This window comes from Georgenia sunbinii (genome assembly GCF_036421875.1).
In the GTDB taxonomy this organism is placed as follows: domain Bacteria; phylum Actinomycetota; class Actinomycetes; order Actinomycetales; family Actinomycetaceae; genus Georgenia_B; species Georgenia_B sunbinii.
In genome coordinates this window covers 766409-788978 of record NZ_JAZGOL010000001.1, presented here as the reverse complement: position 1 = coordinate 788978, position 22570 = coordinate 766409, and the positions used below count along the sequence as shown (strand labels likewise).

At 72.9% G+C, this 22570-nt stretch carries 14 protein-coding genes; all 14 read left to right on the top strand.

Translation table 11 applies throughout. From position 1 onward, the window contains the following. Positions 1 to 29: 29 nt before the first annotated feature. Positions 30 to 800, top strand: coding sequence for a 16S rRNA (uracil(1498)-N(3))-methyltransferase (locus V2J52_RS03750; protein WP_331226310.1), 771 nt, complete (start codon positions 30 to 32; stop codon positions 798 to 800). A gap of 401 nt (positions 801 to 1201) precedes the next feature. Continuing rightward, positions 1202 to 2263 (top strand): PhoH family protein, encoded by a 1062-nt coding sequence (locus V2J52_RS03745; RefSeq protein ID WP_331226495.1) that lies wholly within the window; start codon positions 1202 to 1204, stop codon positions 2261 to 2263. Beyond that, positions 2260 to 2712, top strand: a complete 453-nt coding sequence (gene ybeY, locus V2J52_RS03740) for an rRNA maturation RNase YbeY (protein WP_331226309.1) — start codon at positions 2260 to 2262, stop codon at positions 2710 to 2712. Before V2J52_RS03745 ends, ybeY begins: the two co-directional genes overlap by 4 nt. A gap of 2 nt (positions 2713 to 2714) precedes the next feature. After that, positions 2715 to 4013: a hemolysin family protein gene (locus V2J52_RS03735; protein ID WP_331226308.1), complete on the top strand. Its 1299-nt coding sequence runs from the start codon at positions 2715 to 2717 to the stop codon at positions 4011 to 4013. Next, positions 4010 to 4930, top strand: a complete 921-nt coding sequence (gene era / locus V2J52_RS03730; protein WP_331226307.1) for a GTPase Era — start codon at positions 4010 to 4012, stop codon at positions 4928 to 4930. Before V2J52_RS03735 ends, era begins: the two co-directional genes overlap by 4 nt. 438 nt (positions 4931 to 5368) lie before the next feature. Continuing rightward, complete coding sequence (locus V2J52_RS03725) at positions 5369 to 6505, top strand: alpha/beta hydrolase family protein (protein WP_331226306.1); 1137 nt, start codon at positions 5369 to 5371, stop codon at positions 6503 to 6505. Between the two features lie 54 nt (positions 6506 to 6559). Next, positions 6560 to 7402, top strand: coding sequence for a PP2C family protein-serine/threonine phosphatase (locus tag V2J52_RS03720; protein WP_331226305.1), 843 nt, complete (start codon positions 6560 to 6562; stop codon positions 7400 to 7402). Then, a complete protein-coding gene (locus V2J52_RS03715) occupies positions 7399 to 9303 on the top strand; it encodes an FHA domain-containing protein (protein WP_331226304.1) in 1905 nt (634 codons plus the stop codon). The genes V2J52_RS03720 and V2J52_RS03715 overlap by 4 nt, the downstream gene beginning before the upstream one ends. Beyond that, positions 9300 to 10847, top strand: a complete 1548-nt coding sequence (locus V2J52_RS03710; RefSeq protein WP_331226303.1) for a serine/threonine-protein kinase — start codon at positions 9300 to 9302, stop codon at positions 10845 to 10847. Before V2J52_RS03715 ends, V2J52_RS03710 begins: the two co-directional genes overlap by 4 nt. Positions 10848 to 10867: 20 nt before the next feature. After that, positions 10868 to 11578: a hypothetical protein gene (locus tag V2J52_RS03705; protein ID WP_331226302.1), complete on the top strand. Its 711-nt coding sequence runs from the start codon at positions 10868 to 10870 to the stop codon at positions 11576 to 11578. Positions 11579 to 11788: 210 nt separating this feature from the next. Beyond that, the gene (locus V2J52_RS03700) at positions 11789 to 17974 is read left to right on the top strand and encodes an Ig-like domain-containing protein (protein ID WP_331226301.1); all 6186 of its coding nucleotides are present in this window, start codon (positions 11789 to 11791) and stop codon (positions 17972 to 17974) included. Between the two features lie 58 nt (positions 17975 to 18032). After that, on the top strand, positions 18033 to 19028 hold the full coding sequence (locus tag V2J52_RS03695; RefSeq protein WP_331226300.1) for an AAA family ATPase: 996 nt from the start codon (positions 18033 to 18035) through the stop codon (positions 19026 to 19028). 3 nt (positions 19029 to 19031) lie between these two features. Continuing rightward, on the top strand, positions 19032 to 20303 hold the full coding sequence (locus V2J52_RS03690) for a DUF58 domain-containing protein (protein WP_331226299.1): 1272 nt from the start codon (positions 19032 to 19034) through the stop codon (positions 20301 to 20303). Further along, positions 20300 to 22567 (top strand): transglutaminaseTgpA domain-containing protein, encoded by a 2268-nt coding sequence (locus tag V2J52_RS03685; protein ID WP_331226298.1) that lies wholly within the window; start codon positions 20300 to 20302, stop codon positions 22565 to 22567. The genes V2J52_RS03690 and V2J52_RS03685 overlap by 4 nt, the downstream gene beginning before the upstream one ends. Positions 22568 to 22570 lie beyond the last annotated feature (3 nt).

Below are 22570 nucleotides of genomic sequence, written 5' to 3'. Positions count from 1 at the left end.
AGGGTGAGCGCGCGAGGCGGTGGCACCCGGTGAGCGCACCGGTGTTCCTCGCCGAGCCCGCTGAGCTGCGCGACGCCCGCACCGGCACCGACGTGGTGCTCGGCGGGGACGAGGGCCGCCACGCCGTCAACGTCCGGCGGATCCGTCCCGGCGAGACCGTCGACCTCGCCGACGGCGCGGGCCGCCGGGTCCGCGGCCAGGTGGCGGCCGCGGCGGCCGGCGAGCTGCGGGTGACCGTCGACGATGTCCACGACGAGCCGGCCCCCACCGTGCGGCTGGTACTCGTCCAGGCGCTGGCCAAGGGCGGTCGCGACGAGCAGGCGGTGGAGATGGCCACCGAGCTCGGCGCCGACGCCGTCATCCCGTGGCAGAGCCGGCGGTGCGTGTCGGTGTGGCAGGGCGCCAAGGCTGCCAAGGGTCGCGCCCGGTGGCAGGCGGTGGCACGGTCGGCCGCCAAGCAGTCGCGCCGCGCGTGGCTGCCCGAGGTGGAGCCGCTCGTCATCGGCGCGGACCTGGTCGACCGGGCACGATCGGTGGTGGCCGCCGGTGGCGCCGTCGTCGTCCTCCACGAAGAGGCCACCGTGCCCCTCGCGGCCGCGACGCTCCCGGCGGGCAGCGGCGACGCCGCGCAGGTGCTTGTCGTCGTCGGCCCGGAGGGTGGGCTCGCCCCGGAGGAGGTGGCCGCGCTCGAGGAGGTGGGCGCCGCCGTCGTGCTCCTCGGCCCCCACGTGCTGCGCACCTCGACCGCCGGACCGGTCGCCATTGCCTCGCTCGCCCAGCGCCTCGGCCGCTGGGGCTGACCCGCGCGCTGGCCCACGCCGCTGTGCCCGATGCCCGATGCCCGATGCCCGATGCCCGATGTGCGCACCCGCTGTGCCCGCACATCGGGGAACTTTCGTCAGCCCTGCGCTGACGGAAGTCACCCGTTGTCGCGCCGTGCCCGATGCCCAGTGCCGCCTCTCGACGCCGGGGAGCTTTCGTCAGCCCCGCACTGACGGAAGGCACCCATTGTCGGCCCGCACTGGCGCCCGCGCCCGCGCCTGTCGGCCCGCGCCGGCGCCACGCGCCGCGGCCCGCGCCGGCGCACGCTAGCCCCCCGCCGGCGCCGGCACCGCCTCGGCAGTGGCGGAGGCGGCCGCGCGGCTAGACTTGATGCACCATCACCGGTCCCAGAGGAGTCCGGGCCCCCGCGCCCATGCCCATGTCACACAGCGACGACGCGTCCGCACCGGACGCGACCCAGGTCCAGCACCGCATCACGGTGCCCGACGACGTCCCCATGGTCTCCCTGCTCGGCCAGCGCGACGAGGTTCTGCGCGCCGTCGAGGCGGGCTTCCCCACGGTGAGCTTCCACGTCCGCGGCAACGTCGTGTCCTTCGACGGCCCGCCGGGAGACGTGGCGCTCGCCGAGCGGCTCGTGGACGAGCTGGGCCAGGTGGCCCGCGCCGGCCAGCCGCTGACCGCGTCCGCGGTCGGCAGCGCGATCCGGATGCTCACCACCTCCACCGCCGAGCGTCCGGCGGACATCCTCACCTTCGACATCCTCTCCAGCCGCGGCCGCACGATCCGGCCCAAGACGCTGGGCCAGAAGCACTACGTCGACGCGATCGAGCAGCACACCATCACCTTCGGGATCGGGCCGGCCGGCACCGGCAAGACCTACCTGGCGATGGCCAAGGCGGTGCACGCGCTGCAGTCCAAGGCGGTGAGCCGGATCGTGCTCACCCGCCCCGCGGTCGAGGCGGGGGAGCGGCTGGGCTACCTGCCCGGCACCCTCAACGACAAGATCGACCCGTACCTTCGCCCGCTGTACGACGCCCTGCACGACATGCTCGAGCCCGAGTCGATCCCCAAGCTCATGGCCGCCGGGACCATCGAGGTGGCGCCGCTGGCCTACATGCGCGGCCGCACCCTCAACGACGCATTCATCATCCTCGACGAGGCGCAGAACACCACGCCGGAGCAGATGAAGATGTTCCTCACCCGGCTGGGCTTCGGCTCGCAGGTGGTCGTCACCGGCGACGTCACGCAGGTGGACCTGCCCAGCGGGAACCTCTCGGGCCTCAAGGTGGTCGAGAGCATCCTCGACGGCATCGAGGACGTGCGCTTCTGCCGGCTCACCTCCGCCGACGTCGTCCGTCACCGGCTGGTCTCGGACATCATCGACGCCTACGAGCGCTGGGACGTCGACGGCGCCAACCGCGAACAACGCCGGGGGCAGCAGCGCGCCGCCACCGATCACCGACGAGGAGCCGGACGATGAGCACCGAGGTCGCCAACGAGTCCGGCCACGCCGTCGATGAGGAGGAGTTCGCGGCGCTGGCCCGCTACGTCCTCGACGAGATGCACGTGCACCCGCAAGCTGAGCTGTCCATCCTGTTCGTCACCGTCGAGACGATGACCGAGCTCCACGTGCGGTGGATGGACGAGCCCGGCCCCACCGACGTCCTCTCCTTCCCGATGGACGAGATGCGACCCGGCCAGCCCGGCGAGGAGCCGGTCGAGGGGATGCTCGGCGACATCGTGCTGTGCCCGGAGGTGGCCGTCGCGCAGGCGAAGGCCGCCGGCCACTCCACCGCTGAGGAGCTGCTGCTGCTCACCACGCACGGCATCCTGCACCTCCTCGGGTACGACCACGCCGAGCCGGCGGAGGAGAAGGAGATGTTCGCGCTGCAGCGGCGGCTCCTGCTCACCTTCCTCGCGGGCCGCTGACCATGGACGGACTTCTTCCCAACATCCCCGAGTGGTGGCTGCTGGTCCTCGCCGTCGTCGCGGTGATCGCGACCGGGGTGCTCGTCGCTGCGGAGAGCGCGCTGGGCAAGATCGGTCACTCCGCGCTCGCCGAGCTGCAGGAGGCGGAGCGGCCGCGCGCCGACGCCGTCGCCCGGCTCGCTGAGGAGAACGACGTCGCCGAGCCCGGCCTCACGCTGGCACGCACCCTCACCGAGATGACCGCGGCGGTCGCCCTCACCCTCGTCGTCGCCGACCTGCTGGGCACCTGGTGGCAGGTGCTGCTGGTGGCGACCGCGGTGGCGGTCGTGCTGCTCGCCGCGATCGCCGGCAGCGGGCCGCGCCGGGTCGGGGCCAAGCATCCCGGCCGGGTGCTGCACGCGCTGCTGCCCGGGATCCGGGCGGTGCTGGTCCTCACCCGACCGGCCGTCGCCGTCGGGCACTACCTCTCGCCGCGAAACGGGCGCACCGAGGCCGAGGCCCGCGAGGAGGCCGCCGAGGACCTGCGCGACATGGTCGACCGGGTGAGCCGCTCCGACCACCTCGACGCCGAGGAACGGACGATGATCCGGTCGATCTTCGAGCTCGGCAGCACCCTGGTGCGTGAGGTGATGGTGCCACGTCCCGACATGGTGACGATGGACGCTGACAAGCCGCTGAACAAGGCGCTGGCGCTGTTCGTGCGCTCAGGGTTCTCCCGGGTCCCGGTCATCGGCGAGTCGGTCGACGACGTCCGCGGCGTGCTGTTCCTCAAGGACGTCACGCGCCGGTTGCACATGCAGCCGGAGGCCGGCTCGGACACCGTGGAGTCCTCTGCCCGGGAGGTGGCCTTCGTGCCCGAGACGCAGCTCGTCGACGACCTCCTGCGCCAGATGCAGACCGACAACGTGCACATCGCCCTCGTCGTCGACGAGTACGGCGGTATCGCCGGCCTGGTGACCATTGAGGATCTCATCGAGGAGCTCGTCGGTGAGCTGACCGACGAGCACGACCGCGCCGAGCCCGAGGTCGAGTACCTCGCCGATGGTCTCGTCCGGGTGCCCGCGCGGCTGCCGATCGACGAGCTCGGCGAGATCTTCGGCCTGGAGCTCGACGACGACGACGTCGACTCCGCTGGCGGGCTGCTCGCCAAGGCCCTGGGCAAGGTGCCGATCCCCGGCGCCGAGATCGAGGTCGACGGCCTGCACATGCGCGCCGAGCGCTCTCGCGGGCGCCGCCGACAGATCGCCACGATCATCGCCCGAGCGGTCACGCCGCCGGCACACGACGAGGAGACCGCATGACCTTCACCTGGCCCGAAGGCTTCCGGGCGGGCTTCGCCTCGCTCGTCGGCCGGCCGAACGCCGGCAAGTCGACGCTGACCAACGCGCTGGTCGGGCAGAAGATCGCCATCACCTCGGGACGGCCGCAGACCACCCGGCACACGGTGCGCGGCATCGTCCACCGGGAGGACGGCCAGCTCGTCCTCGTTGACACCCCCGGCCTGCACCGTCCCCGCACCCTGCTGGGGGAGCGGCTCAACGACCTCGTCCACGAGACGATGTCGGAGGTCGACGTCGTCGTCTTCTGCCTGCCGGCCGACGAGAAGGTCGGCCCCGGGGACCGCTACATCGCCAGCCGGATCGCCGACCTGCGCACCCCGGTCATCGCGGTGGCCACCAAGGCCGACAAGGTCGACAAGCAGCGGCTCGCCGAGCACCTGCTCGCGATCTCCGCCCTCGGCGACTGGGCGCACGTGGTGCCGGTGTCGGCCGTCAAGGGCGACCAGGTCGACCTCCTTGCCGACCTGCTGCTCGGCGAGATGCCGGAGTCCCCGCCGCTCTACCCGGCCGGTGAGCTGACCGACGAGCCCGAGTCGGTGATGATCGCCGAACTGGTCCGGGAGGCCGCGCTCGAGGGGGTGCGCGACGAGCTGCCGCACTCGCTGGCCGCCGTCGTCGAGGAGATCATCGAGCGTGAGCCGCGCGAGGGCGACACCCGCCCGCCGCTGCTCAACGTCCACGTGCTGCTGTACGTCGAGCGGGACTCGCAGAAGGCGATCGTCATCGGCAAGGGCGGGTCGCGGCTGCGGCACGTGGGGACCGAGGCCCGCAAGGGCATCGAGGCGCTGCTCGGTGCCCGGGTCTACCTCGACATCCACGTGAAAGTCGCCAAGGACTGGCAGCGTGACCCGAAGCTGCTGCAGCGGCTCGGGTTCTGAGCGCGTTTCGGCCAGGCGGGCCGGAGCGCGATGGCGCAGCGACTAGCCTGACCCGGTGAGATCTTGGCGAGTCGCGGTGTCCATCCTCGCCATCCTGCTGTTCGGGTTCATCGGTTCGGTGGCCGGGCCGGGGTGGAACCCCCACCCTGTCGACCAGGACCTCGTGGTCGAGGTCGAGGACACCGCGATCGGCGGCGGCGTCGTCACCGAGCCTGTCGGCACCTACGCCACGACGGCGGAGGTGGTCGAGGTGGCTCTCGACGGCGCCACCGTCCGAGCGACCATCCGCCGCCCGGTGGGTGCTCCGGGGCTGCGGCCCGGGGTGATCTTCATGCACGGCGCCGGCACCGCGACGCACGACGGGTTCCACAACATCACCGAGGCGCTGGCCAGCGCCGGCGTGGTCGCCCTCGTCCCGGANCCCTGACCCCCCCCGGCGTGGTCGCCCTCGTCCCGGACAAGCGGATGGACACCTACACCACGCGCTCACGGGACTATGTGGCGATGGCGCAGGACTACCTGCAGTCGTGGCAGCTGCTGGCCGCGCAGCCCGACGTCGACCCGGACCGGGTGGGCATCTACGCCGAGAGCGAGGGCGCGTTCATCGCGCCGGTCGCGGCTGTCGAGCAGCCCGCCGTCGCGTTCCTCGTCCTCGTCTCCGCGCCGGTCGTCACCCCGCGCGAGCAGGCCGCCTTCGCCACCGACGCCTATCTGCGCAACATGGGCGCGCCGGAGCAGCTGCTGCGCGCGGTGCCGCGGCTGCTCGGCAGCGAGATCCCCGGGGGCGGCTTCGTCTACGCCGACTTCGACCCGCAGGTCTACCAGCAGCAGCTGGCGCAACCGGTCCTCATGGTCTACGGGACCCAGGACGACTCGATGCCGACCGTGCAGGGGCCGGCGATCCTCGCCGCCGACATGGCCGAGGCCGGCAACGACAGCCTGACCGTCCGCTACTTCGAGGGAGCCAACCACGGCATCCGGATAGACGGCCGGCTCGCCCCCGGCTTCCCGGAAGCGACAGCACGGTGGATCCTCGGCCTGCCGGAGACCGCGGACGCTGCGCCCCGGATCGCCGGCGCCCAGCCGGAGCAGCGGTTCCGGGCCGACCCGGTCGCCAGCCCGCGCTGGTACGCGTCGGGGGACATGATCGTCTTCACGCTCGTTGGTGGTTTCGTGCTCGTCCTCCTCGGCCCGGCGACGTGGCTGACCACCCGGGTAGTGCGACGCCCGAGCGAGCCGCTGCCCTCGCCGCTGGCGCGGACCTCGGCGGCGCTCGGACTTGCGACGTCCGCGCTGTGGGTGCTCTTCCTGTCCTACCTGCTGATGGCCGCGAGCCTTGCGATCAACTACGAGCAGAGCCCGCTCGTGGTGCAGGGCGGCTGGCTCGGGCTGCAGATCGTCGGCATCGCGGCGACCGGGATCGGCGTGTGGTCGGCGGCCCACTGGTTGCGGGTGCGTCGCAGCGGTCGTCGCACCGGCACCGTCGGCACCATTACTCTGGTGACCATCCATCTGGGGTCGCTCGTCCTGCTGCTCAGCGCCGGCTACTGGGGCATCTTCCCCACGATCGTGTGACTGGGCGGTCTGCGCCGGCACCACGACGGCAACGTAGGATCCGACGATCAAGGCGTGAGAGGTAGCTGGATGGAGACCCGCTGGGGCGTAGCAAGCGACACCGGTGGCCGACGGCAGGTGAACGAGGACGCCGTGCTGGCCGAGTCGCCGGTGTTCGTCGTCGCTGACGGCATGGGCGGGCACGCCCGCGGTGACATGGCCAGCAGCGCCGTCGTCGCCGAGCTACGGGCACTCGCCCGCGAGGCCCAGGCAGCGCAGCGAGCGCTCGTTCCTGACGACGTCGCCGCAGCCGTCCGCCGGGCGGGCGCCGCCATCCGCGCGACGATGTCGTCCGACGACGACGGCGACCCGCGCGGGTCGGTGGCCGGCTCCACGGTGACCGGCGCGATCCTCACCGAGCAGGACGGCGAACCGTTCTGGCTGGTGTTCAACGTCGGTGACTCGCGGGTCTACCGCAGCACACCGCAGGGGATGGAGCAGATCAGCGTCGACCACTCGCTCGTGCAGGAGATGGTCGACGCCGGCACCATCAGCCGGAGTGAGGCGCGCCACCACCCGCGCCGCAACGTCATCACCCGGGCGGTCGGCACCGGCCCCGACCCGCAGGTCGACTTCTGGATGCTGCGGGTGGCCGACGGCGAGCGGCTGCTGCTGTGCAGCGACGGCCTGCTCGGCGAGCTGGAGGACGAGGTGATCGCCGAGGTGCTGCGCGAGGCACCCCACCCCCACGAAGCCGCGGTCAGCCTGCTCGAGCGAGCGCTGGTGGGCGGCGGGGCGAACGACAACGTCTCGGTCATCGTCGTCGAGGCGCAGCCGGTGGCCCACGACAACGAGCAGTGCGACGAGCGCAGCAGCGGTGCGACGCTGCCGCGCACCGAGGCAGGAGCGCAGGCATGACCGGGCACCACGAGTACCTCCCCGGCGGGTGGACCGCCATCGTCACCGGCGGCGGCGTCGCCCTGCTCGACCCCGCCGTCGCGCCGGAGGTGGCGCGTGAGCTGTGGCAGCTGGCCAGCGCCGGACGGCGGCTGGGGGCGTGGGTGGAGTACCTCGCCGGGACCGGGATAGCCACGCTGCCCTCCTTCGCGATGGTCGAGACGCACGACGGCGGGCTGCGGGTACTCGTCCGTGGCGAGATCGAGGTGGCGGCCGGTGGGCACGTGGTCTCGGGCCGCGGTTACACGACGTGGCGCGAGGAGCTGCTCACCGCAACCACCGAGGTCACGCTCACCGCGCGGCCGGGTACCGGTCCCTGGCTGCCGCTCACCGGCGGGATCGTCGGCGCGGACGCGATCCGGGTCGCTGCCACCGAGCCCGACGGCGGATCGTCGGCCGCCACGGCCGCCGCTGCCGATGAGGAGGAGGACCTCGAGCTCACCGTCGCCCGGCTGCCCGCGCTCGCGGCGCTGGCCGGACGACCTCCGGCGGGCGCGCCGCATCCGTCGGGCGCGCCGGTTGCGCCTGCTGCACCGGTGGAACCTCCGGCCCAGCCGGCGCCCGTCGCAGCGCCCCCGGTCGCCCTGGCGCCGGAGGATCCTGCTGTGGTGGAGGATCCTGCTGTCGCTGAGGATCCTGCTGTCGGTGAGGGGTCTGGTGTGGTGGAGGATCCTGCTGTCGGTGAGGGGTCTGGTGTGGTGGAGGATCCTGCTGTCGGTGAGGGGTCTGGTGTGGTGGAGGATCCTGCTGTCGGTGGGGGGTCTGGTGTGGTGGAGGATACTGCTGTCGGGGAGGGGGCTGGTGTGGTGGAGGATCCTGCTGTCGGTGCGGGGTCTGGTGTGGTGGAGGCTCCTGCTGTCGGTGAGGGGTCTGGTGTGGCGGAGGATCCTGCTGTCGGTGAGGGGTCTGGTGTGGTGGAGGATCCTGCTGTCGGTGAGGGGTCTGGTGTGGTGGAGGATCCTGCTGTCGGTGAGGGGTCTGCTGTCGCGGGGGATGGTGCCGACGCTGGTGAGGGGGCGTTCGACGAGACGGCTGCCGACACCGACCAGCTCGATGACGGCGCGCCGTGGCTGACCCAGCCGGCACCGGACCTCGAGGCGACTCGGGCGCCCGACCCGGAGCCGGCCGACCCGGAGCCGGCCGACCCGTGGCTGGCACCCGACTGGGAGTCCGACGCCACCGTGGCGGCCGCCAGCCTCGGGGCACCCACGCCGGCGTCCCCGGCGCTGCCGGTGCCGGCCCCGGCGGTGCCCGGCCCGGCGACGCCCGATCACCCGGCGCTCATCGACTCCGTCCCCGGGCGCCCCCGCCCGCCGGCGCCGGACCTGTCGGTGCCCGTCGGCCGTCCGGTCGACCTGCCGGCGCCCGAGGGCACCGGCCCGGCCGAGCCGCCCGACCTCGACCTCGTCGACGGCGAGGACGAGGGAGACCACGACGGTGAGACCATCCTCGCCAGCGACCTGCCGGTGAGCGACGTCCCGATCGCCGAGGACCCGGTCGTCACCGCCGCACCGGACCTCGAGCTGGTGCTGTCCACCGGTCAGCGGGTCGAGCTGTCCCGCCCGGTGCTGCTCGGCCGCGCCCCGGAGGCGTCCCGGTTCGTCGGCGGTGAGGCGCCGCGGCTGGTGAGCGTGCCGAACCCGGAGAAGGACGTGTCCGCCACGCACGTGGAGGTCCGGCCGGCGGGCAGCCACGTCGTCGTCACCGACATGAACTCGACCAACGGCACGGTGGTCGCGCTCCTGGACCAGCCGGCGTTCCGGTTGCAGCCCGGCACCGGTGTCCCGGTGCCGGCGGGTGCGGTCATCGAGATCGGAGCAGGGGTGAGCGTTCGCGTGGCGCCCGCCGGTGAGGACTCGTGAGCTCGCGGCGCCAGCCGGCGCAGCCCCCGGCGCTGCCGGGCTACACCTACGACAAGCTGCTCGGCTCGGGCGGCTTCGCCGACGTCTACCTCTACACCCAGCACCTGCCGCAGCGGCAGGTGGCGATCAAGGTGCTCACCCAGGACGCCGCCGAGGGGCAGTCGCGCGAGCACTTCGCCGCCGAGGCGAACGTCATGGCGCAGCTGTCGACGCACTCCTCGATCGTCACGATCTACCACGCGGCCACCGCTGCCGACGGGCGCCCGTACTTCGTCATGCAGTACTGTCCGCTGCCGAACCTGGCTGAGCGGGTGCGTGCCCGGCCGCTGGGCGTGCCGGAGGTGCTCGGCATCGGGGTGCGGCTGGCCGGTGCGGTCGAGACCGCGCACCGTGCGGGCATCGTGCACCGGGACATCAAGCCGGCGAACATCCTCACCACCGAGTACGGCCGCCCCGCGCTGAGCGACTTCGGCATCGCCGGCCTGGTCAACGCCGGGCCGGACGAGGCCGGCGGGGTCTCCATCCCGTGGGCGCCGCCGGAGGCGGTCGAGGGGCACCCGGCCGGGGTCGGCGGCGACGTCTACTCGCTGGCCGCGACCCTCTACACGCTGCTCGCCGGTCGGTCGCCGTTCGCCATGCCCGGGAGCCCCAACTCCCGCCTCGACTACACGATGCGCATCAAGCGCGACCCCGTGCCGCCGATCGGTCGCTCCGACGTGCCCGCCTCGCTGGAGCAGCTGCTCGGACGGGCGATGGCGAAGTCGCCGGCGGCCCGGCCGAGCACCGCCCTGGCGTTCGCCCGGGCGTTGCAGGTCGTGGAGCAGGAGCTGCGGCTGGCGATGACCGACATCGAGGTGCCCGACGCCTCGTGGCTCGGCGGCGCGGTTCCCGCCGAGGACCCGACGGCGGGGGAGGGCCGCACCGTCGTGCGCGCCGTCACCGAGGTGGACCCGACCGGCGCGCGCCCGGCCGACCGGCAGCCGGTGAGCGACGACGGGCGGACCGTGCTGCGGCCGGTCACCGAGGTCGCGACCGGCTCGCCCGCCCCCGGCGCCGGGTCGCCGGCGCGGGCCGCTGAGCAGGGCTGGGACGAGGACGACACCGTCCTGGGCGGGGTGTCCAGACCGGACGGGGAACCGCCCCGCCGACGCACGCGGACCCTGATCGCCTCGGTCGCCGGCGTCGTCGTGCTGGCGGCCGGCATCGTCGTCGCGGGCATGCTGCGCGGCGAGATCGAGGAGGACCCCGGCCCCGACCCGACCATCGGCACCGTGGTTATCCCCGACGCCGTGCCGCCACCGACCGGGCTGACCGGCGAGCGCACGGCGGACGGCGCGGTCGAGTTCACCTGGACGGTGCCCGAGGACGAGGACGTCAGCTACGCGTGGCAACGCGTCGACGGTGACAAGATGCACGAGAGCCAGGCGGTCAGTGAACCACCGCTCCTCGTCGACAGCCCGGCCCGGGTGTGCGTCGAGCTGCGGACGATCTCCGACGCCGGCCAGGTCTCGGCGGAGTCAGCGACGGCATGTGTCGACCAGTGAGCAGGGAACGGGGGAGCGACGTGAGCGAGGACGATGCGCTGCAGCTGGAGTTCTGCGGCGAGTGGTTCCCGATCGAACGGACCGGGGAGTTCTGGATCGGCCGCGAGGGCGCGCTGGAGATCGACGACAACCCCTACCTGCACCGCAGGTTCCTGCGGATCGCCTTCCTCGAGGACCTGTGGTGGGTGGAGAACGTCGGCTCCCGGCTCTCCGCGACGCTGGCGGACGGCGAGGGCAACACGCAGGCCTGGCTCGCGCCCGGTGCCCGGCTGCCGCTCGTCTACGCCCACATGTCGGTGCTGTTCACCGCCGGCCCGACGACGTACGAGATCAACCTCGTCAACCCGACGCCGGCGTTCGCGCCCTCGCGGCCCGAGCCCACCCACGTCGGCGACACCACGATCGGCCCGGTCTCGCTGACCGAGTCCCAGCACCTGCTGGTGCTGGCGCTGGCCGAGCCGGTGCTGGGTGGCCGGGGGACCGCCTCGATCCCGGCGTCCGCGGCGGCCGCGGCCCGGCTGGGCTGGGCACTGACGAAGTTCAACCGCAAGCTCGACAACGTCTGTGACAAGCTCCACCGCAACGGTGTCCGCGGACTGCGGGGCGGCCCCAAGCAGCTCGCCGTCAACCGGCGGGCGCGGCTGGTGGAGCACGCCGTCGCCGCCCGGATGGTCAGCCAGGACCAGCTCCCTGCCCTCGACGAGGAGCATGCCCGCAACGCGGCCGAGTAGTGATGGCATCCGAAATGGCGGGTGACTTCCGTCAGCCCGTGCCGGACGAAACCTCCCCGATCGCTGCAGGCCGACGCGACCACGTCGTGACCGAGGTCTCCGCCCTCGGGTAGGACGAAGGTCCCGGAGTTGTTAGTCTGCACGAGGCCGCGTCGCAGGTCGTGACGCGACGACGGCAACTTCCATCGAACACGTCGGGGGACATCGACAGTGCGCAGCGCGCGTCCACGTCCGGAGTCGACACCGAGCGCCGGGCCCTTCCGGCCCCGTCGACGCACCGAACGCCCCCGTCGCCGGCAGCGCCTCGTCGGCACCGCCACCGTCGTCGCGCTGGGAACCGGGCTCGTCGTCGCCGGGATGCTCTACGACGGCGTCGCCACCGCCGACGTCGACCTCAACGACGGCGGCGTGTGGGTCACCAACCAGAGCGACCTGCGGCTCGGACGGCTCAACAGCCAGATCCAGCTGCTCGACGCCGGACTGACGTCCAGCAGCGCCAGCTTCGACGTGCTCCAGGAAGAGTCGGACGTCTTCCTCGTCGACGAGGGCGCCGGGGTGCTCCAGCAGGTCGACCCCGCCACCGTCACCACGACCACCACCGTCACGCTGCCCGGCAGCCGGCAGGTCGAGCTCGGCGGCGGCACCGTCGCGGTGCTCGACGGCGGCAGCGGCGAGCTGTACGCCACCGCGAGCAACGGCGTCGGCGCCCTCGCCGACGAGGAGCTCGAGCCGACCGCGAGCCTCGGTGCCGACGCGGCGATCGCCGTCGGTACCGACGGCGCCACCTACGGCGTCTCGCCGCGCGAGGGCACGCTCGTCACCGTCCCGAAGGGCTTCGACCCCGAGTCGGACGAGCTGAGCACCACCGAGCTCGTCGCCGAGGGGGGCGCGCTCGAGGACGTCGAGATCCAGCTCACCGCCGTCGGCGACGAGCCGGTCGCCGTCGTCCGGGACGAGGAGGACGCGGTCACGCTGCTGCGTCCCGACCACGACCCGCTCGACCTCACCGAGCTCGCCGACACCTCGACCGTCGCACTGCAGGAGCCGTCGGACGCCGGCAGCGAGGTCGTGGTCGCCACCGCTGACGGGCTCCTGCGGGTACCGCTCGGCCGCGGCGAGACCACCCTGCAGCCCACCTCCGTGCCCGGCGCCCCGACGCGCCCGGTCGTCGTTGCCGGCTGCACCCACGCGGCGTGGGCCGGTGCCGCCGTCACCTACCAGGTGCGGTGCGGTGACGGCGAGGTGACCGAGCACGAGCTCGAGAAGCGCATCGCGGAGCCGGAGCTGGTGTTCCGGACCAACCGCGACGTCGTCGTGCTCAACGACCTCGTCGCCGGCACGGTGTGGCTCATCCAGGACGCGATGGAGATCGTCGAGAACTGGGAGGACGTCACCCCTCCGCAGAACCCGGACGAGGAGGAGGAGGAGTCGCAGCAGGAGATCCAGGAGCAGCTCCCGCTCGACCGTGACCAGGAGAACCGCGACCCGATCGCGCAGGACGACGAGCTCGGTGTCCGCGCCGGCAGCACCACCGTCCTCGAGGTGCTCAGCAACGACACCGACCCTGACGGCGACCTGCTCACCGTCAGCCAGTTCGACGCCCCGCCTGCGTCGTTCGGCGAGGTGCGACCGATCATGGGCGGCCGGGCGCTGCAGATCGAGGTCGCGCCGGACGCCACTGGTGCTGTCGCGATGAGCTATTCGATCAGCGACGGCCGCGGCGGTGAGGCCGAGGCGGTGGCTCGGCTGACCGCGACGCCCGACGAGCAGAACCGGCCCCCCGAGCTGCTGCGGCCGGTCACGATGACCATCACCAGCGGTGCCACGCAGAGCGTCAACGTGCTGGACAACGTGCGCGACCCCGACGGCGACGAGGTCGTCGTCGTCGATGCGCAGGCCACCACCGACGACACCGTCCGTTTCACCCCCGACGGCGCGGTCACCTTCGTCGACTCCGGCGTGAGCCCCGGCAACAAGCCCGTCACCGTCACCGTCAGCGACGGCCAGGAGCTCGCCGACATCGAGCTCACCGTGGACGTCCGCCCGGCCGGCGCACTGCCGCCGGTGCCGGTCTACGACTTCGTCACCGCGATCGCCGGCGAGGAGGTCGTCGTCCGCCCGACCGACAACGACGTCGACCCGAGCGGCGAGCAGCTGCGGCTGGCCAACGTCGAGGAGGTCGCCGGCGCGCAGGTGACGACCGACTACGACGCCGGCAGCTTCCGCTTCCAGGCGGAGACCGCCCAGAGCTATTACCTCACCTACATCGTCGTCAACGACGCCGGCGCGAGCGCGACCGGGCTCATCCGGATCGACGTCCGTGACCCCGCGCAAACCCCGCCGGTCGCCGTCCAGGACGTCGCCCTGTTGCCGGCCGGTGGCCAGGTGCTGGTCGACGTGCTCGCCAACGACGAGGACCCCAGTGGCGAGGTGCTCGCCGTGCGGAGCATCACCGTGCCCGACGGCGTCCACCTCGACGTCGCGGTGCTCGAGCACCGGATCCTCAAGATCAGCGCCGCACGCGAGGTGGTCGGCCCGCAGCGGATCAGCTACGAGGTCTCCAACGGTGAGGCGAGCGCGACCGGCGAAGTCGTCGTCATGCCGATCCCGCCGGACTCGCTGACACAGCCGCCGGTGGCGCGGGCGGACACCGCCAACGTCCGGGCGGGCGACTTCGTCACCATCCCGGTGCTGTCCAACGACTCCCACCCTGGCGGCGGCGAGTTCGAGCTCGCTACCGAGCTGGTCGAGGAGCCGACCGCCGGGCACCTGTTCGCCTCCGGCGACACGCTGCGCTTCCGGGCGCCGACGCAGCCGCAGACCGTCAACGCCGTCTACGAGATCGTCGACGACACCGGCCAGGTGGCTTCCGCCCAGGTGACCATCTACGTCCAGGCCGACGACGGTGAGCGCAACGCCGCCCCGCTGCCGCTGCCGGTGGAGGCGCGGGCATTCGCCGGTGAGCGCGTCCGGATCCAGATCCCGATGTTCGGGATCGACCCGGACGGCGACTCCGTCCAGCTGCTCGGTGCCGACCAGGCGCCGACGAAGGGCCGCGTCGTCGAGGTCGGGCCCACCTACTTCGACTACGAGGCGTACTCCCGTGAGAGCGGCACCGACGAGTTCACCTACGCGGTGCGCGACCGGCTCGGCGCCTACGCCAGCGGTACCGTGCGGGTCGGGATCACCCCGCCGCCGGACCTCAACCGTGCCCCGCAGGCGGTCGACGACGAGCTGCGGGCTCGTCCCGGCCGCGTCGTGGAGTTCGACCCGCTGGTCAACGACACCGATCCCGACGGCGACCCGCTGTTCCTCGCCGACCCCGCCGTCGACGAGGTGGAGGGCCTCGAGGTCCGCCGGATCGACGGTGGCCGGCTGGAGATCACCACACCGGACGAGGAGGGCGAGTACGCCCTGCCGTACCACGTCACCGATCAGCGTGGCGGCATGTCGACCGGCATCGTCGCCGTCCAGGTGACGGCAGACGCGAAGCTCGAGGCCCCGGTCGCTGTCGACGACATCGTGCAGGCGGTGTCGATCCTCGACCAGGAGCGGGTCAACGTCCCGGTGCTGGACAACGACCTCGACCCTGACGGCTCGCGCGATGCGCTGACCGTCGAGCTCGTCGGTGCGCCGGACAACGCCCGGGTGGTGGGGGACCAGGTGCAGGTGGACGTCCAGCCCACCCGTCAGGTGCTGACCTACTCGGTGACGGATCCGGACGGCCTGACGTCATACGCCTTCGTCGACGTCCCCGGCCTGGCGGACTCCGGCCCGGTGCTGCGCACCGACGTCGATCCGATCGTCGTCGCCACCGGTGAGACCCGCGAGATCGAGCTGTCCGACTACGTCGTCGCGCTCAGCGGCAAGGACGTCCGGCTCACCGACGCCGCGACGGTCAAGGCGACCAACTCCGACGGCGCCTCACCTGTCGTCGGCCCCACGACACTGACCTTCACCTCGGCGCCGACCTACGCCGGACCGGCCTCGCTGACCTTCGAGGTCACCGACGGCGAGTCGGCAGAGGATCCCGAGGGCCTGACGTCGGTGCTGACGCTCGACATCCTCGTGGAGTCCACCGAGAACCAGCCGCCGACCTTCGACGGCGCGGCCATCGACGTGGTCCCGGCCGAGGGCCCGCAGGTGGTCAACCTGCGGCAGCTGTCGCAGGACCCGGACACCGGCGACTTCGCGGAGCTGCGCTACGAGCTGCGCGACGTCCCCGAGGGCATCGACGCGACGCTCGACGGTCCCAACCTCACGATCTCCGCTCCGGCGGACACCGCGCGCGGCACGACCGGGGACATCCAGCTGACGGTCTCCGACAGCAAGGCCGAGCCGGTGCCCGGTGTCGTCGAGGTGACGGTCACCGCCTCCACCCGTCGCTTGGCGAGGGTCAACGACGTCGACCTCGGGGAGATCGAGCAGGGCGACTCGCAGACGGTCGACGTCCTCCAGGGTGCCTTCAACCCGTTCCCGGGAGAACCGCTGACGGTCATGGGGGCGGCCGTCGAGGCGGGCACCGCGACCACCGCGTACGACGACGGCTCCGTCACGGTCACCGCCGAGCCCGACCAGGTGGGCCGCGTGACGGTGCGCTACACCGTCAGTGATGTCACGGGCGACATGCTGCGCGACGTCGACGGCCGGATCACCTTCGCTGTCATCGGGGTGCCGGAACGGCCGGTGCCGCCGCGCGTCGAGGACGTGCGGGACGAGACCGTCGTGCTCACCTGGACCGCGCCGGCCGACAACGGCGCGCCGATCACCGGCTACCGGGTCCAGGCCGACGGCGTGAACCAGGAGTGCCCGACGACGACGTGCACCATCGGCGGGCTGACGAACAACGTCGAGTACACCTTCACGGTGACCGCGATCAACAAGGTCGGCGAGTCCGAGGCGTCAGGCCCGTCCGGGGTGGCCCGGCCGGACGTCAAGCCCGAGCGGCCGGCGGCACCGGTGCTGGACTTCGGTGACGGCGAGCTCGACGTCGAGTGGACCCCGCCGGCGACCAACGGCTCCCCGGTCAGTTCCTACGACCTGCAGATCGCGCCGTCGCCGGGCGGCGGTGGGCAGATCTCGGTGTCCGGCACCTCGCACACCTGGTCCGGGCTGGCCAACGGGCAGTCCTACACGGTGCGGGTGCGGGCCCACAACGATGCCCCCGACCCTAGCGAGTGGTCGGAGTGGTCGGCGCCCGAGGTGCCGGCCGGTGTGCCAGAGCAGCCGGTGGCCCCGGTCGCCCAGCGCATCGACTCGCCGGTCGAGGCGCAGATCACCGCCTCGTGGACCGCGCCGCCGAACAACGGGGACACCATCTCCGCCTACGACGTCGTCATCTCGCGTGACGGGTCGGCCTTTCGGTCCTTCACGGTGCCCGGTGGGCAGACCTCGATCACCGAGGACGCCCCGGCCGGCAGCGACTACACGGTGAGCGTGTCGGCGACGAACAAGGCGGGCACCTCGGCGAGCAGCCCGCAGTCGGCACCGGTGCGGTCCTTCCTCCAGCCCGACCGGATCGCCAGCGTGACCGCCACCGCGACGGCGAACAACGGGCAGGTCGAGCTCGCGTTCTCCGCCCCGGCGGACAACGGCGACCCCATCCGGCGCTACGAGGTGAGCACCAGTGGCGGGGGCTGGAGCCAGCTCGCCTCGAACAAGCTCATCACCGGGCTCAACAACGGCTCGAGCTATACCTTCAGGGTGCGCGCCTGCAACACCTACTGCGGTGACGCCAGCGCGGCCAGCAGCGCGGCGGTGCCCTACGGGCCGTTCGGGGACGCCACGATGTCCGGGACCAAGCGCGGTGCTTACACCGAGTTCAGCGACTCGATCACCCAGCAGCCGGGCGCGGACTTCAGCTGGACCACGCCCGCCGGCAACGGCCGCGACGTCACCAGCACCCAGCTGCGGATCCACGACGGCAGTGGCTGGAGCAGCTGGCAGAACGTCTCGGCGTCGGGCAGCCGGCGGGTGGAGGGGGACTGGGCGACCACGTACCAGGCCGAGATCCGCGCCGAGCGCTCCGACGGCGAGGTCCGCACGGCCGCCGCGTCGGTGAGCACCGACGCGGCACCACCACAACGCCCGCCGGACCCGCCGCCGGCGAGCGTACGGGTGAACCGCGACCGCACCTTCTACGAGGCCGGTAAGTGCATCCACTCGTCGTGCAGCTTCATCGACGCGACGTACGAGAACCTGCCGGCGGGCGACTACACGCTCTCGGTGTACGAGGACAACGTGTGGTTCGGCGCGCAGACCAATGGCCGCACGTACCGACTCTCGGGATCGGGCACCCAGCAGACCCGGATGTACTACGGCCACCCGAACCGCGACATCAAGGTCGTCCTCGACGGCCCCGTGCGCGTGGAGCACACGCAGCGTTGGCCCAGCTGACGGACCGCCCCTGCCCGCCGACCCACCCGACCGCTCGCCCCACAACCACGGAGAACGCATGACCACCACCGAGCAGCAGACCACGATGACGCCCGAGCAGGCGGTGTGGTTCTCCGACACCTTCGAGAAGCTCGTCGCCGCGGTCGGCCAGGCCGTGGTCGGCAAGGCCGGGGTCATCCGGCTCGTGGTGACCACCATGCTCAGCGGCGGGCACCTGCTGCTCGAGGACTTCCCGGGCACCGGCAAGACCCAGCTCGCCCGGTCGCTGGCCGCCGCGGTGCACGCCAAGAGCTCGCGGATCCAGTTCACCCCGGACCTGCTGCCCTCGGACGTCACCGGCGTGTCGATCCTCGACCCCAAGACCCAGCGCTTCGAGTTCCACCAGGGCCCGATCTTCGCCTCGGTGGTGCTCGCCGACGAGATCAACCGGGCCTCGCCCAAGACGCAGTCGGCGCTCCTCGAGGTGATGGAGGAGGGACGGGTGACCTTCGACGGCGTCACCCACAGCGTCGGCCGGCCGTTCATCGTGCTCGCCACCCAGAACCCCATCGAGCAGGCCGGCACCTACCGGCTGCCCGAGGCACAGCTCGACCGGTTCCTCATGAAGACCTCGGTCGGCTACCCCGACCACGACGCCACGGTGAGCATCCTCGCCGCCGCAGCGGTGCGTGACCGCGCCGCTGCGGTCACCCCGATCATCACCGGCGATGCCGTCGTGGAGATGATCGAGCTCGCCGGTACCGTCCACGTCGACCCCGCCGTCCTCGACTATGTCTCGCGGATCGTCGCCGAGACCCGTCGCGCGCCCGGCGTGACCATCGGTGCCAGCGTCCGTGGCGCGATCTCCCTCATCCGGGCCGCGAAGACGTGGGCCGCCGCCCACGCCCGCAACTACGTCGTCCCCGACGACATCAAGGACCTCGCCGAGCCGGTGCTGGCCCACCGGCTCGTGCTCGACGCCGAGGCGGAGTACGAGGGCGCGACCGCCGCGGGCGCGCTGCGGGCGGTGCTCGCCGAGATCGATCCGCCGACGCGACGCGGCGGCGACCAGTAGGACATGACCGCCCCGACCACCACCGCCAGGGCCCGTAGCGCGATCCAGGAGCACCTGGTCGAGACCAGCGCGCTGCAGACCCTCATCGACCGTACCCGCGGGCCCCGCGCCGGCATCACCCGGACGCTGCGCGCGGTGAGCGTCGCCGGGTGGGCGGTGCTCGTCGTCGGCGTCGTCGCCTGGGTGCTGGGCAGCCGGCTCGGCTGGCTCGAGCTCGTCGTCCTCGGCGCCTCGCTGGTGACGACGTTCGTGGCGGCGGCGGTGTTCACCCTCGGACGCCACCCCTACGAGGTGGCGCTGGCGCTGAGCGACCGGCGCGTGGTCGTCGGGGACCGGGCGATGGCCGGGGTCACGGTGAGCAACACCGCCGCCCACCCCGTCCTGCCGGCGCGGGTCGAGCTGACCGTCGGGCGCACCGAGGTCGGCTTCCAGCTGCCCGCGATGGCCGGCGGCGGGTCGCACGAGGAGATCTTCGCGATCCCCACCTCGCGCCGCAGCGTCATCGATGTCGGCCCGGTCCGCACGGTGCGCGGCGACCCGCTCGGGCTGATGCGGCGCGGGGTGTCCTGGGGGGAGTCGCAGGAGCTCTACGTCCACCCCCGCACGGTGCGGCTGACCTCCACCGCCGCCGGCTTCGTGCACGACCTCGAGGGCAAGGCCACCCGCGAGATCACCAACGCCGACCTGTCCTTCCACGCGCTGCGTGAGTACGTCCCCGGGGACGACCGGCGCTACGTGCACTGGCGCACGTCCGCGCGCACCGGGAAGCTGATGATCCGGCAGTTCGAGGAGTCACGGCGCTCCCACCTCGTCGTCGGGCTGTCGAGCAGCATCCACGACTACGGTGACGGCGACGAGTTCGAGGTCGCGGTCTCCACCCTCGGCTCGCTGGCCCTCGCCGCGATGCGCGAGGACCAGGACCTCACCACCCTCACCAGCCACGAGACGCTGCGGTCGACCTCGGCCGGCCAGTACCTCGACGTCCTCACCCGGCTCGACCTCGCCAAGGGCCCCGGGACGCTGCTGACCATGGCCCGGCAGGTCACCGCCGAGGTCGAGCGGGCCTCGATGGTCGTGCTCGTCTGCGGCTCCACGGTGAGCCCGGCGGACCTGCGGGCCGCCGGCGCGGTGCTGGCGGTGGACACCCGAGCGTTCGCGGTGCAGATCGTGCCCGGCGCCGAGACCGCGGTCCACACCGTCGGTGTCGTCACCGTGGTGACCATCGGCTCGCTCGACGAGCTGCGCCGCGGCTTCCGGCGGGCGGAGCGCCGATGAGCTACCTCCAGCTGCTGCGCAGCCGCTGGCTCGACGTCGTCGTGCCAGCCGTGCTCGTGCTCCTCGCCCTCGTGCCGCTGCTGCCGGTGTACGCCTCCGGACGCCTGGTGGCCGCGGCCGTCGGCGGCGTGCTGCTCGGCACCGCGGTCGCCACCCTCGGCGCCTGGCGCCGGTGGTCCACGCTCACCGTGCTGGCCGCGATGCTCGGCGCCGTGGTGGTCGGCTCCTCGCTCGCCGCGCCCTCCACGGCGCTGGCCGGCGTGGTCCCCACCCCGGCGACGATCGGCGCTGTGGGGAGCGGCGCGGTGACGGTGTGGAAGCAGGTCGTGACGATCGCCCCGCCGCTCGGCGCCACCGGGAACACGCTGGCCGCGCCGTACCTGCTCGCACTGGTCGCCTCCCTCGTCTCGGTGACGATCTCGGTGCGGACCCGCCGCGCCGCGTGGGCGCTGCTGCTGCCCGCTGTCGTCCTGGCCGCGGCCATCCTGCTCGGCACGGTCCGCCCGGTCCTCGCGCTGCCGCTCGCGCTCGTCGCCGGTCTCGGCGGGCTGCTGTGGGCGGCCTGGCGCACCGGCCGGCTGCAGCGCGGCCGTCCGGTCGCCGTCGCGATCCTCGTCGCCGTCGCCGCGCTCGGCGGCACCGGCGTCGGCCTGCTCGCCCCCGGCGACACGCCCCGGACCGTGCTTCGCGAGATCATCGAGCCGCCGCTGGACCCGCACGACTACCCCAGCCCGCTCGCCGGCTTCCGCGCCTACCTCAAGGACCACCGCGAGGACACCGTCCTCACCGTGCACGACCTGCCCGCCGGCACCCCGGTGCGGCTGGCGAGCATGGACGCCTACGACGGCACCACCTGGGCGGTGGCCAGCAGCGACAAGGGCGGCGCCGCCGGCTCGGGCACCTTCGCCCGCCTGGGCGAGCGCGTCGAGGCCACCGTCCCGGCGACCGCCGTCGAGGTCGAGATCGAGGTGGGGGAGTACCAGGGCGTGTGGCTGCCCACGGTCGGCCGAACCTACGACATCGCCTTCCACGGCGACGACGCACTCGAGCAGCGCCGCAACCTCTACTTCAACCGGGCGTCGGCGACCGGCATCCTCACCACCGGCCTGCGCGAGGGCGACCGCTACACGCTCACCGCCACCGCCGAGCCCGAGCCGCCGGCCAGCGCGCTCGAGGGCGCCCCGCTGGCCAGCGTCGCGCTGCCCGAGCCCACCGGGGTCCCCGAGCTGGTCGTCGGCGAGTCCTCCGCGATGGTGGCCTCGGCGAGCTCGCCGCTGGCGCGGGTCGAGGCGATCGTCGGCGAGCTGCGCTCCGGCTTCTACTCCCACGGGCTCGAGGGGGATGCCCCGTCGCTCGCCGGGCACGGCGCCGCCCGGCTCGCGACGATGTTCACCGACGAGCTGATGATCGGCGACGAGGAGCAGTACGCCGCCGTCATGGGCCTGCTCGGCCGGGCCGTCGGCCTGCCGACCCGGGTGGTCATGGGTTTCGTCCCGCAGGACGCCGCCGCCACCGGCCCCACGCAGGTCACCGGCGACGACGTCACCAGCTGGGTGGAGATCGCCTTCGAGGACCACGGCTGGGTGGCGTTCTACCCGACGCCGGACGAGGACCGCATCCCGCAGTACGAGGACCCCACCCCGCAGGACCGGCCCCAGCCGCAGGTACTCCAGCCACCGCCGCCGGCCCAGGAGCCGCCCGACGCGCCGCCGATGGACCGTGACGACGTCGAGGCCGAGGAGGAGGAGATCGAGGAGGACCCGGCGGCCGACTACCGGCTCATCATCGCCGCGGCCGTGGCAGTACCGCTCCTGCTCATCCTCATCCCGATCGCCATCATCCTGCTCGTCAAGGTGCTGCGCCGGCGCCGGCGACGGCGCCGCGGCACGACGTCGGTCCGGGTGGCGGGCGGCTGGGACGAGGTCGTCGACCACGCCCGGGACCTCGGGCTGCCGCTGTCCGCGGCGACCACGCGGCACGAGGAGGCCCGGGAGCTGGAGGCGGCGCTGGCCGGGGGCCGCGCCGTCGGCCGCCGGCAGCGGCCGCGGCAGCGACCCGCGGTGGACGTCAGCGCGGTGGACACCGGCTCGCTCGCCGCGCACGCCGACGCCGGGGTGTTCGGGCCGGTCGTCCCCGACGACGCTGCCGCCCAGGGCTACTGGCAGCACGTGGAATCCACAGTCGGTCGCCTCAAGCAGGCGGTCGGTCGGCGCCGGTGGCTACGCTCGCGAATCTCGGTGAGGTCGTTGCGCAAGGGACGGTGACGG

Excerpts from the sequence above, each read along its gene's own strand:
- V2J52_RS03745 (WP_331226495.1), top strand. The coding sequence starts at position 1,202 with ATGTCACACAGCGACGACGCGTCCGCACCGGACGCGACCCAGGTCCAG.
- ybeY (WP_331226309.1), top strand. The coding sequence starts at position 2,260 with ATGAGCACCGAGGTCGCCAACGAGTCCGGCCACGCCGTCGATGAGGAG.
- V2J52_RS03735 (WP_331226308.1), top strand. The coding sequence starts at position 2,715 with ATGGACGGACTTCTTCCCAACATCCCCGAGTGGTGGCTGCTGGTCCTC.
- era (WP_331226307.1), top strand. The coding sequence starts at position 4,010 with ATGACCTTCACCTGGCCCGAAGGCTTCCGGGCGGGCTTCGCCTCGCTC.
- V2J52_RS03715 (WP_331226304.1), top strand. The coding sequence starts at position 7,399 with ATGACCGGGCACCACGAGTACCTCCCCGGCGGGTGGACCGCCATCGTC.
- V2J52_RS03695 (WP_331226300.1), top strand. The coding sequence starts at position 18,033 with ATGACCACCACCGAGCAGCAGACCACGATGACGCCCGAGCAGGCGGTG.
- V2J52_RS03690 (WP_331226299.1), top strand. The coding sequence starts at position 19,032 with ATGACCGCCCCGACCACCACCGCCAGGGCCCGTAGCGCGATCCAGGAG.
- V2J52_RS03685 (WP_331226298.1), top strand. The coding sequence starts at position 20,300 with ATGAGCTACCTCCAGCTGCTGCGCAGCCGCTGGCTCGACGTCGTCGTG.